At 61.8% G+C, this 9,010-nt stretch carries 12 protein-coding genes and 1 other RNA gene; 7 read left to right on the forward strand and 6 right to left on the reverse strand.

The window, feature by feature from the left end:
• Positions 1 to 94 precede the first annotated feature (94 nt).
• The gene (locus tag Q1V60_RS12520; RefSeq protein ID WP_300630668.1) at positions 95 to 1,075 is read right to left on the reverse strand and encodes an NADPH:quinone oxidoreductase family protein; all 981 of its coding nucleotides are present in this window, start codon (positions 1,073 to 1,075) and stop codon (positions 95 to 97) included.
• 150 nt (positions 1,076 to 1,225) lie between these two features.
• On the opposite strand from Q1V60_RS12520, the gene Q1V60_RS12525 reads away from it, so the two are divergent.
• Positions 1,226 to 1,642 carry a flagellar basal body-associated protein FliL gene (locus Q1V60_RS12525; RefSeq protein WP_300630670.1) on the forward strand — a complete coding sequence of 139 codons (417 nt, stop codon included), beginning with the start codon at positions 1,226 to 1,228 and terminating at the stop codon, positions 1,640 to 1,642.
• Positions 1,643 to 1,646: 4 nt separating this feature from the next.
• Here Q1V60_RS12525 and Q1V60_RS12530 read toward each other — a convergent pair whose 3' ends face one another.
• Entirely contained in the window at positions 1,647 to 2,096 is a 450-nt protein-coding gene (locus Q1V60_RS12530; RefSeq protein WP_300630672.1) for an EVE domain-containing protein, read from the reverse strand.
• A gap of 195 nt (positions 2,097 to 2,291) precedes the next feature.
• Between Q1V60_RS12530 and Q1V60_RS12535 the strand changes: the two genes are divergently transcribed.
• A complete protein-coding gene (locus Q1V60_RS12535; RefSeq protein ID WP_300630674.1) occupies positions 2,292 to 2,438 on the forward strand; it encodes a hypothetical protein in 147 nt (48 codons plus the stop codon).
• A 7-nt stretch (positions 2,439 to 2,445) separates the two neighbouring features.
• On the opposite strand, the gene Q1V60_RS12540 is transcribed toward Q1V60_RS12535, so the two are convergent.
• The 4 genes from Q1V60_RS12540 to Q1V60_RS12555 form a co-directional block, all read right to left on the reverse strand.
• Entirely contained in the window at positions 2,446 to 3,075 is a 630-nt protein-coding gene (locus tag Q1V60_RS12540) for a 5-formyltetrahydrofolate cyclo-ligase (protein WP_300630691.1), read from the reverse strand.
• 58 nt (positions 3,076 to 3,133) lie between these two features.
• Positions 3,134 to 3,312, reverse strand: a non-coding RNA gene (ssrS, locus tag Q1V60_RS12545) — 6S RNA.
• A 30-nt stretch (positions 3,313 to 3,342) separates the two neighbouring features.
• Entirely contained in the window at positions 3,343 to 3,660 is a 318-nt protein-coding gene (locus Q1V60_RS12550) for a cell division protein ZapA (protein ID WP_300630676.1), read from the reverse strand.
• On the reverse strand, positions 3,657 to 3,866 hold the full coding sequence (locus Q1V60_RS12555) for a TIGR02449 family protein (protein WP_003177365.1): 210 nt from the start codon (positions 3,864 to 3,866) through the stop codon (positions 3,657 to 3,659). Before Q1V60_RS12555 ends, Q1V60_RS12550 begins: the two co-directional genes overlap by 4 nt.
• 138 nt (positions 3,867 to 4,004) lie before the next feature.
• Here Q1V60_RS12555 and Q1V60_RS12560 point away from each other — a divergent pair, with 138 nt between their 5' ends.
• The 5 genes from Q1V60_RS12560 to Q1V60_RS12580 are packed head-to-tail and all read left to right on the forward strand — an operon-like array spanning position 4,005 to position 8,813.
• The gene (locus tag Q1V60_RS12560; protein WP_300630681.1) at positions 4,005 to 4,562 is read left to right on the forward strand and encodes a YecA family protein; all 558 of its coding nucleotides are present in this window, start codon (positions 4,005 to 4,007) and stop codon (positions 4,560 to 4,562) included.
• A gap of 40 nt (positions 4,563 to 4,602) precedes the next feature.
• On the forward strand, positions 4,603 to 5,925 hold the full coding sequence (pepP, locus tag Q1V60_RS12565) for a Xaa-Pro aminopeptidase (RefSeq protein ID WP_300630683.1): 1,323 nt from the start codon (positions 4,603 to 4,605) through the stop codon (positions 5,923 to 5,925).
• Positions 5,922 to 7,109 carry a 2-octaprenyl-6-methoxyphenyl hydroxylase gene (ubiH, locus tag Q1V60_RS12570; RefSeq protein WP_300630685.1) on the forward strand — a complete coding sequence of 396 codons (1,188 nt, stop codon included), beginning with the start codon at positions 5,922 to 5,924 and terminating at the stop codon, positions 7,107 to 7,109. Before pepP ends, ubiH begins: the two co-directional genes overlap by 4 nt.
• Positions 7,102 to 7,587 (forward strand): DUF4442 domain-containing protein, encoded by a 486-nt coding sequence (locus Q1V60_RS12575; RefSeq protein WP_300630687.1) that lies wholly within the window; start codon positions 7,102 to 7,104, stop codon positions 7,585 to 7,587. The genes ubiH and Q1V60_RS12575 overlap by 8 nt, the downstream gene beginning before the upstream one ends.
• Before the next feature lie 8 nt (positions 7,588 to 7,595).
• Complete coding sequence (locus Q1V60_RS12580; RefSeq protein ID WP_300630694.1) at positions 7,596 to 8,813, forward strand: 2-octaprenyl-3-methyl-6-methoxy-1,4-benzoquinol hydroxylase; 1,218 nt, start codon at positions 7,596 to 7,598, stop codon at positions 8,811 to 8,813.
• Positions 8,814 to 9,010: the final 197 nt, after the last annotated feature.

Raw genomic sequence — 9,010 nt, forward strand, 5'->3', positions numbered from 1 at the left:
GACAACTGCCAGTCGTTACTGGGCTGGGCAGGTGCCGATAAAACCCAGTGTGGGAGGGAGCGAACCTCCTCCCACATGAACGGCCCTCTCTCATTTATAAGCGGGTTTGAACGACGATCTTGCCCACCGCCTTGCGTTGCCCCAGATCATTGATCGCCTGGGCAGCCTGTTCGAGTGGATACACCTGCGACACCAGCGGCTTCAACTTGCCCTCGGCATACCATGCAAACAACTGCTGGAAATTCGCCGCATTGTCCTGGGGCTGACGCTGGGCAAACGAGCCCCAGAACACGCCAACCACTGCCGCGCCCTTGAGCAGCGCCAGGTTCACCGGCAGTTCCGGGATGCGCCCGCTGGCAAAGCCCACCACCAATAAGCGGCCATTCCAGGCGATCGAGCGGATGGCCTGGTCAAACAGGTCGCCACCCACTGGGTCGTAGATCACGTCGGCGCCGTTGCCTTCGGTCAGGCGTTTTATCTCCTCCTTGAGGTTGGCTTCGCTGTAGTTGATCAGCTCATCGGCGCCGGCCGCCTTGGCCACCGCAAGTTTATCGGCGCTGCTGGCGGCGGCGATCACCCGGGCGCCCATGGCCTTGCCGATTTCGACCGCGGCCAGGCCCACGCCACCGGAGGCGCCGAGCACCAGCAGAGTTTCGCCGGGTTGCAGGTTGGCGCGCTGCTTCAGCGCGTGCATTGAGGTGCCGTAGGTCATGCTGAAGGCGGCGGCAGTGTTGAAGTCCATGCTCGGCGGGATCGGCAGCACGTTATAGCCCGGCACCGCCACCTGCTCGGCAAAGCTGCCCCAGCCGGTCAGGGCCATCACGCGATCACCGACTTTCAAGTGGCTGACCTTCTCGCCGACGTCACTCACCACCCCGGCCGCTTCGCCACCCGGCGAAAACGGGAAGGGCGGCTTGAACTGGTATTTGCCTTCGATGATCAGGGTGTCCGGGAAATTCACTCCGGCGGCGTGCACGTCCAACAGGATTTCGTTCTTCTTGATCGCAGGGCTGGCGATCTCTTCCAGCACCAGGGTTTCGGCGGGGCCGAAGGCTTTGCACAGCACAGCTTTCATCGGACTATTCCTTTTGGTGTCGTGGCCGATAAGTGTAGGAGGGTACGCCCGTGGGTCAACGAGCATGCCCGCGCCTGATAAGCCCCCATAAGCTTGTGCTCAGCCTTGCTAGCGTTATGCTACCCGGCAACCGAATTCGAGGAATGAACTGTGAAAGCGTGGATCCTGTTGATGCTGGCCCTGACCTTGCCGATGGCAGCCCAGGCCGAAGAGGCAAAAGAAGCCAAAGAGGGCGAGGCGCCGAAAGTCAGCTATATCAGCCTTACCCCGCCGTTCGTGGGCAACTACGGCCTGGATGGTACGGCCAAACTCAAAGTGTACAAAGCCGACATTGCCCTGCGCGTTACCGGAACCGAAGCCGCAGCAGCGGTTAAAGCCAACGATGCGCTGATTCGCAACCAACTGGTGGCGCTGTTTACCCAGCAGACCAACGAAACCATGAGCAGCGTTGAAGGTAAGGAAAAGCTGCGCCAGGAAGCCTTGAAGCAAACCCAGCAAGTGATGAACGATGAGACCGGCAAACCGGTGGTGGAAGACCTGCTGTTCAACAACCTGATCATCCAGTAACGCTTCAACGCAGACCCATGACCGCCGCCCATTGCTCGGCAGTGACCGGCATCACCGAGAGTCGGCTGCCTTTTTGTACCAGCGGCAGTTCTGCCAGCGCGGCCTGCTGTTTCAGGTAGCCCAGGCCCAGCACCTTGGGAAAGGTCTGCTGATGCGCGACGTCGATTGCGCTCCACGGGTTTTTCTCCGAGCTGGCCTTGGCGTCGAAATAGTGGCTTTGCGGCTCCAGCGCGGTGGGATCGGGATAGGCGGCTTCAACGATTTTGCCGATGCCGGCAATGCCAGGTTCCGGGCAACTGGAGTGGTAAAAGAAGAACTCATCGCCAACCGCCATCGCGCGTAAAAAGTTGCGCGCTTGATAATTGCGTACGCCATCCCAGCGGGTTTTGCCGAGCTTTTCCAGGTCGTCGATGGACAGTTCGTCAGGCTCGGATTTCATCAGCCAGTAGGCCATTTTGGGGCTCCTGAAAAAGGCATTGGGCAAGTTGTCGGGCAATCCCATGACAAACCGACAGTCGGTTGGCGCCAAGGTTTGCGTGTTGGTTCACGTTACCGCAGAATGCCGGGCTTTAAAGCTTGGCGCAGCTGCAACGGACTACTTTGGAACGTTGTTGTCATCGTGTACGAGGTGCCTGAAGGGGGGCAATCGATGCAACGTAAACCGGATTTACTATGGATATTGGTTATTTTGTTTGGTCTGGGTGTCGTGACCACCGGGTATGCCCAGAGCCTGTGGTCGAACCAGGCCGATGCACCGGTTGAACTCTCGCCTGTGCAACAGCAATTCAAGCGTTAACACGACTTTAAAGCGTCGCTGGTTCCAGCGACGTTTCTGCGACATACCATTGCTTATCGGTGACAGTGCCCGCCAGCGGCACGTCCCAGCTCGCCTGCGCCAAGCGATCGACTTGCTGACATTCATGGGCCAGTCCCAGCAGCGTCGGCTTGCGCCAGCTTTTGCGCCGCGCGAGGTAGGCCAGGCTGCGGTCATAGAACCCGCCGCCCATGCCCAATCGCCCACCTTCATTATCGAACCCCACCAGCGGCAGCAGCACCAGGTCCAGCGCCCACACCTTACGTTGGCGGTGGGCATTGGTTCGTGGCTCAAGAATGCCAAAGCGATTGGGCAACAACGTGTCCCCGGGCCGCACGCGTTGGAACACCATCTTGGTACGCGGCCACGCACTCAGGACGGGCAGGTAGGTGGCCTTGCCCCGGCGCTGGGCGGCGCGCAGCAGCAGGCGCGGATCGATTTCACCGTCCGTCGGTAGGTATAAGGAAATATGTTTGGCCCGGCGAAACAGCGGGTGCTGTACCAGTTGCCGATACAGGCCTTGGGCGGCCTGGCGCTGCTCGCTCGGCGTGAGGGCGCGGCGGGCTTTGCGCAACATGCGTCGAAGTTGCGGACGGGAAAGCGGCGCAGGTTCGGTCATGGCTTTTTGGCTCATAAAACAATGCCAGTCCGGGGACTGGCATTGAGTTTGTGAATTCAGGCTCCCCGGCAGAGCCGCTGTCGACTAAGCCCTTGAACCCGAAAGTTCAAGGTGGAAGAAGCAGTAGGCTTTAAGGCTTTCCGTCTAGCGGACATGCACACCAGCCCAACGTGCAACTTCCAGGGTAGTGCGAATCGGCTCCGGGACATCGCCGACTGGCAAACACGCCAGGGAGTGAGGCGAGTATACCTTAAACAGACTCGGCAATCAGCCCTTGGGTGCGTCCGAATCGCTGGAAAGCACCAGATCCACGCGATCGAGCAGGTCACGTACTTGCTCACGGGTCGAGCCGCTGGCCTGCACGTCAGGGCGCTCCTGCTTATGCAGCAGGTCGTGAGTAATGTTGAGTGCGGCCATCACGGCGATGCGGTCGGCGCCGATCACTTTGCCGCTGCTGCGGATTTCGCGCATCTTGCCGTCCAGGTAGCGGGCGGCGCTCACCAGGTTGCTGCGCTCTTCCTGGGGGCAGATGATCGAATATTCTTTGTCGAGGATCTGCACGGTAACGCTATTGCTTGAACTCATGAGTCTTGCTCCAGGGCCTTCAGGCGCGAAATCATCGATTCGACCTTACGCCGGGCGATTTCGTTTTTTTCAATGAGGTGAGCGCGTTCCTCGCGCCAGGTCTTTTCCTGAGCTAATAGGAGTCCATTTTGACTCTTAAGTTGCTCGACCCGATCAATTAGCAGCTCGAGTCTGGCCATCAGCGCTTGCAGGTCGGTGTCTTCCATTGGGTTCCACTGGATTTGTCTGATGAATGGCAACTGCAGGATAAACGATCTGACGCCCTCGATAGTCTTGGTACGTCTGCCGGTGCTAGGATACTGCGCTCCATTCTAGACATTGCGCCGTCTGGCGCCTAGCTCACCATGCCCATTCAGAATTCCCCGTACGACGCTTTTTCCAAACTGCTGAGCACCAGCGGTCACCCTTGCTCGCCTGCCGAACTGCACGGCGTGCTGTTGGGCCGCAGTTGCACCGGTGTCGGCTTCGATGCCGACAACTGGCTGGCCGATGTGGCCGAGCTGCTGGAAAAGGAGCCTGAAGATACTGTGCGCAATGCGCTGGTCGGCCTGCAAGAGATGGTCAAGGGCGAACTGACCGGTGATGACGTCACCGTAGTCCTGCTGCTGCCGACCGACGATGCGCCGCTCGCCGAACGCGCCGCTGCACTGGGTCAATGGTGCCAGGGTTTCCTCCACGGCTTCGGCGTGAATGCCGGTGGCCTGGAACTGAGCACCGACGCCAAAGAAGTGTTGCAGGACCTGGCAGCGATTTCCCAGGTGCAAGACGCCCTGGAAGAATCCGAAGATGGCGAGGGCGACTACATGGAAGTCATGGAATACCTGCGCGTCGCGCCATTGCTGTTGTTCACCGAGACCAGAAAGTCCGCTGAGCCGGCAGCGCCCAAGCCTTCGCTGCATTAATTAGCCGTCGCTACGCTAAGAAAAGGAAGCCCATCTGCCCATGATCCATATCCCCAAAGCGGAATACACCCGTCGCCGCAAGGCGCTCATGGCGCAGATGGAACCCAACAGCATCGCCATCCTGCCGGCCGCCGCCGTGGCGATCCGCAATCGTGATGTGGAGCACGTCTACCGTCAGGACAGCGACTTCCAGTACCTGAGCGGTTTCCCCGAGCCGCAAGCGGTGATCGTGCTGATGCCCGGCCGCCAACATGGCGAGTACATAGTGTTCTGTCGCGAGCGCAACGCCGAACGCGAATTGTGGGAGGGGCTGCGCGCCGGTACCGAAGGCGCGATCCGCGACTTTGGCGCTGACGACGCGTTTCCCATCACCGATATCGACGACATCCTGCCCGGCCTGATCGAAGGCCGTGACCGGGTGTATTCGGCCATGGGCAGCAATGCCGAATTCGACCGGCATGTGATGGAGTGGATCAACGTGATCCGCTCCAAGGCGCACCTGGGCGCCCAGCCGCCGAACGAATTCGTTGCCCTGGATCATTTGCTGCACGACATGCGCCTGTATAAATCGGCGGCGGAAGTGAAGGTGATGCGCGAGGCGGCGCGGATTTCCTGCGCTGCCCACGTGCGGGCGATGCAGGCCTGCCGCGCCGGCCTGCATGAGTTCAGCCTGGAGGCCGAACTGGATTACGAATTTCGCAAGGGCGGCGCAAAAATGCCGGCCTATGGCTCCATTGTTGCCGCCGGGCGTAACAGCTGCATCCTGCATTACCAGCAGAATGACGCACTGCTCAGGGACGGTGACCTGGTGCTGATCGACGCCGGTTGCGAGATCGACTGCTACGCCAGCGACATCACCCGCACCTGGCCGGTCAACGGCAAATTTTCCCCCGAGCAAAAGGCGATCTACGAGATTGTGCTGGCCTCCCAGGAAGCCGCCTTCAAGCAGATCGCGCCAAACAAGCATTGGAACCAGGCGCACGAGGCGACCGTGCAGGTCATCACGGCCGGGCTGGTCAAGCTGGGGTTGCTGCAAGGCGACGTTGACGAGCTGATCGCCACTGAAGCCTACCGCGCCTTTTACATGCACCGCGCCGGCCACTGGCTGGGCATGGATGTGCATGATGTGGGCGAGTACAAAGTGGGCGGTGAATGGCGCGTGCTGGAAGTCGGCATGGCCTTGACTGTGGAGCCGGGCATCTACATTTCACCGGACAACCAGAACGTAGCGAAGAAGTGGCGTGGCATCGGCGTACGCATCGAGGACGACGTGATAGTGACCAAGCAAGGCTGTGAAATTCTGACCGGCGCGGTGCCCAAGACAGTGGCCGAGATCGAAGCGCTGATGGCGGCTGCCCGATGAGCCGGGTCAACCTGACGATCATCGGTGGCGGCCTGGTGGGCGCCAGCCTGGCACTGGCGTTGCAGGCCGGGGCCAAGGCGCGCGGGTGGAAAATCGCACTGATCGAACCCTTCGCCCCCGGCGACAGCTACCAGCCGAGCTACGATGCGCGTTCTTCGGCGCTGTCCTTTGGTGCCCGGCAGATCTATCAGCGCCTGGGTCTGTGGCAGGACATTTCACGCCGCGCCGAGCCGATCAAGCAGATTCACGTGTCCGACCGTGGGCGTTTCTCCACCGCGCGTCTGTCAGCCCTGGAGGAGGGCGTGCCGGCCCTTGGTTACGTGGTGGAAAACGCCTGGCTGGGCCAATGCCTGTGGCAGGGCCTGGACAAAGACGTGGTCAGCTGGCGCTGCCCGGCGGAAGTCACGCGCATGGAGCCGCTGCCTGATGGCTACCGCCTGACGCTCAACGATGAAACCGTGCTGGAGTGCGACCTTGCGGTATTGGCCGATGGCGGTCGCTCCGGTCTGCGTGAGCAGCTTGGCATCGGCGTGAAAACCCGGCCCTACAACCAGAGCGCGTTGATCGCCAATATCACGCCGAGCGAAGCCCACAATGGCGAAGCGTTCGAGCGTTTTACCGATGAAGGGCCGATGGCCTTGCTGCCGCTGCCCGACAACCGCTGCGCGCTGGTGTGGACCCGCATCGGCATGGATGCCCAGCGCCTGGCCAGCCTTGACGAGCGCAGTTTCCTGAGTGAATTGCAGGACGTGTTCGGCTATCGCCTGGGCACCCTGAAACAAGTGGGCGCGCGGCATCTTTATCCGCTGACCCTGGTGGAAGCGGAAGAGCAAGTACGCTCGCACTTGGTGGTCCTCGGCAATGCGGCGCACAGCCTGCACCCCATCGCCGGGCAGGGTTTCAACCTGTCCCTGCGCGATGCCAGCGCCCTGGCCGAAGCCTTGCTGGCCGGGCCGGCGGTGCCGGGCGACTTGCCCACACTGCAACGCTATCGCGAGCGCCAGCGCCTGGACCAGCAACTGACCGTGGGTTTCTCCGACCAGGTCACGCGCCTGTTCGGCAGCGGGCAACCGTTGGTTGCGCTGGGGCGCAACATGGGCCTGCTCGGCCTGGACCTGCTACCGCCGGCCAAACGCTGGTTCGCCCGCCAGGCCATGGGCCTGGGCACGCGCTCCGATGCGTAAGTGGCTGATCGAACGCCTGGGCAAGGCGCGGCTGTTGCGCTGGGTGATGACGCTTTACCCGCCGTATCTGGGCGCCGGTGTCAGCGTGCAGCAGATGAGCGAAGACTTTCGTCACGTCAAAGTGCGCATGGGCCTGGGCTGGTACAACCGTAACTATGTGGGCACGCAGTTCGGCGGCAGCCTGTATTCGATGGTCGACCCGTTCTACATGCTGATGCTGATGGAGAACCTGGGCCGCGACTACATCGTCTGGGACAAAGCCGCCAGCATCGACTTCGTCTCACCGGGCAAAGGCCCGGTGTATGCCGAGTTTTCCATCGACGACGCCTTGCTCAATGAGATTCGTCGACAGACCGCCGATGGCGAGAAATATTTGCCTCGCCTCAAGGTCCAGATTCATGACGGCTCCGGCACCCTGGTGGCGCGGGTCGACAAAACCCTTTACGTGCGGCGCAAGCCGCCAGCGAGACAGGCTTGAATATGGACATGCGCGCAGATGTGCTGATTGTCGGGGCCGGCATGGTCGGGAGCGCCCTGGCGCTGGCGTTGCAGGGCAGTGGCCTGCAGGTGTTGCTGCTTGACGGCAGCCCGCTGAGCGTCAAACCGTTCGAACCGACATCGGCGTTTGAACCGCGGGTGAGTGCGTTGTCCGCCGCCAGCCAGCGCATTCTGGAGCGCCTTGGCGTGTGGGACGGCATCGTCCAGCGTCGCGCCAGCCCGTACGGTGAGATGCAAGTGTGGGACGGCAGCGGCACCGGTCAGATCCACTTCTCGGCGGCCAGCGTACATGCCGAGGTGCTGGGGCATATCGTCGAGAACCGCGTGGTTCAGGATGCCTTGCTGGACCGCCTGCATGATTGTGACCTGGGGTTGCTGGCCAATGCTCGCCTGGAGCAGATGCGCCGCTCCGGCGATGAATGGCTGCTGACCCTGGCCGATGGGCGCAAGCTGCGGGCGCCGCTGGTGGTCGCTGCCGACGGCGCCAACTCAGCCGTGCGCCGCCTGACCGGCACCCCCACGCGTGAATGGGACTACCTGCATAACGCCATCGTGACCAGCGTGCGCAGCAGCCGGACGCACCAGCGCACGGCGTGGCAACGCTTCACCGACACCGGCCCGCTGGCGTTCTTGCCGCTGGTGCGCGATGGGCAAGAGGACTGGTGCTCGATCGTATGGTCGACCACGCCGGAAGAGTCCGAGCGCCTGATGGCCCTGGATGATGAACGCTTCTGCCGTGAATTGGAGCGGGCCTTTGAAGGACGCCTCGGCCACGTGATCAGCGCCGACCCGCGCGTCTGCGTGCCGCTGCGGCAGCGCCACGCTAAACGCTATGTGGCCGAGGGCCTTGCATTGATTGGCGATGCGGCCCACGTCATCCATCCGTTGGCGGGGCAGGGCGTGAACCTGGGGTTTCTCGATGCCGCAGTGCTGGCTGAAGTATTGTTGGCGGCCTGCGAACGCGGCGAGCGTCTGGCGGATGTGAAGGTGCTGAGCCGCTATGAGCGTCGGCGCATGCCGCACAACCTGGCGTTGATGGCGGCAATGGAAGGCTTCGAGCGCTTGTTCCAGGCCGATCAGCTGCCGTTGCGGTGGTTGCGCAATGCCGGGTTAAAAATCGTCGATCAGATGCCGGAAGCCAAGGCCGTTTTTGTACGCCAGGCCTTGGGCTTGACCGGCGATCTGCCGGAACTCGCCAAACCTTGAATTGAAATGCAATCCCTGTAGGAGCCGGGCTTGCCCCAATGCCAGTCAGTTAAGCGCTAGAGCAGGCAACCGTCGGCCTGTGGCGAGGGAGCTTGCTCCCGCTGGGCCGCGAAGCGACCCCAGAAAATGGGACTGCTGCGCAGACCAGCGGGAGCAAGCTCCCTCGCCACGGTAAAGCGCCCCTCCTTAACTGACTG

This window comes from Pseudomonas sp., from assembly GCF_030147005.1.
In the GTDB taxonomy this organism is placed as follows: Bacteria; Pseudomonadota; Gammaproteobacteria; order Pseudomonadales; family Pseudomonadaceae; genus Aquipseudomonas.

Excerpts from the sequence above, each read along its gene's own strand:
- Q1V60_RS12520 (WP_300630668.1), bottom strand. The coding sequence starts at position 1,075 with ATGAAAGCTGTGCTGTGCAAAGCCTTCGGCCCCGCCGAAACCCTGGTG.
- Q1V60_RS12530 (WP_300630672.1), bottom strand. The coding sequence starts at position 2,096 with ATGGCCTACTGGCTGATGAAATCCGAGCCTGACGAACTGTCCATCGAC.
- Q1V60_RS12535 (WP_300630674.1), top strand. The coding sequence starts at position 2,292 with ATGCAACGTAAACCGGATTTACTATGGATATTGGTTATTTTGTTTGGT.
- Q1V60_RS12540 (WP_300630691.1), bottom strand. The coding sequence starts at position 3,075 with ATGACCGAACCTGCGCCGCTTTCCCGTCCGCAACTTCGACGCATGTTG.
- Q1V60_RS12550 (WP_300630676.1), bottom strand. The coding sequence starts at position 3,660 with ATGAGTTCAAGCAATAGCGTTACCGTGCAGATCCTCGACAAAGAATAT.
- Q1V60_RS12555 (WP_003177365.1), bottom strand. The coding sequence starts at position 3,866 with ATGGAAGACACCGACCTGCAAGCGCTGATGGCCAGACTCGAGCTGCTA.
- Q1V60_RS12560 (WP_300630681.1), top strand. The coding sequence starts at position 4,005 with ATGCCCATTCAGAATTCCCCGTACGACGCTTTTTCCAAACTGCTGAGC.
- pepP (WP_300630683.1), top strand. The coding sequence starts at position 4,603 with ATGATCCATATCCCCAAAGCGGAATACACCCGTCGCCGCAAGGCGCTC.
- ubiH (WP_300630685.1), top strand. The coding sequence starts at position 5,922 with ATGAGCCGGGTCAACCTGACGATCATCGGTGGCGGCCTGGTGGGCGCC.
- Q1V60_RS12575 (WP_300630687.1), top strand. The coding sequence starts at position 7,102 with ATGCGTAAGTGGCTGATCGAACGCCTGGGCAAGGCGCGGCTGTTGCGC.
- Q1V60_RS12580 (WP_300630694.1), top strand. The coding sequence starts at position 7,596 with ATGCGCGCAGATGTGCTGATTGTCGGGGCCGGCATGGTCGGGAGCGCC.